Annotated in this window: 1 protein-coding gene; it reads right to left on the minus strand. The window is 32.9% G+C overall.

Annotated features, from left to right (window positions below; genetic code table 11):
- Positions 1 to 566: 566 nt before the first annotated feature.
- A complete protein-coding gene (locus ABLT31_RS38780) occupies positions 567 to 776 on the minus strand; it encodes a hypothetical protein (RefSeq protein WP_367761049.1) in 210 nt (69 codons plus the stop codon).
- Between the last annotated feature and the right edge of the window lie 100 nt (positions 777 to 876).

The raw sequence follows: 876 nt of genomic DNA on the forward strand, positions 1-876 counted from the left end.
TTTTATATGATTACCTGCAGACTTTAAAAATTGTCTCTGTTAAGCAAAACTGCCCATTAGTTCAATAACTATAGTCAAGCATTTATGTATAATAATTGAATTTATCGAATAAAAATTAGTTATAAAAATACTAACAATCGAATAAATGTTCTGTAAAAATAGATATTCCTAAATTGCCATATACAGTAAGGGTGAAAATTTGATTCGTATATATGTATTGGGAGATTTTGGGTACGGATTTTTATAATATAGCTCCCTAGGGATAGATGATATAAGGAATGAGTGCTGGATGGGGAGTAGCTGCCAAAACGCTTGGTAAATTTATCGCCTTTAGTTTTGTTTAACCCTTAAGTAAATTTAAGGCTGGGCGTTTTACATATTTCAGGGACATTGCTCTTAGGACCGTTATCTCTCTTTTTTGTTTTGTGCTTATCTTAAATAATCAGACATCATCCCAGTTACCTTAGTTCTCAAAGTATCCCAACTTGGATTTAATATATGATGATAACCATGATAAGTATATTTTAACTCTATACATTTATCCAATCTCTTCTCTGAGTATACTTTTATACCGTGTAATCTAAGTGTTTTCTTGGTGTTTTGGATAGACGTTCAACTTTACTTATAGCGGATTCAAACAAAGAGAGATATGGGGCTTTAATCTTCAATGCAGATGATTCAAATACTTTTCGGTCACGTTCCAACACGGTAAGGAGTAGGGGAAGGGTAATATAATCGAAGATGAAGGTTTGCTCCTGGTCTGATGGGAGTTTCATAAGGGTGCTCCTATGGAAGGGAATATATGTTCTTATTATATAGGAGATGAGGATAATTAGCTAGGTTGGAGGTATTAATACTAATCATTAGGATTTTAAT

It is taken from the genome of Ammoniphilus soli (assembly GCF_040813775.1).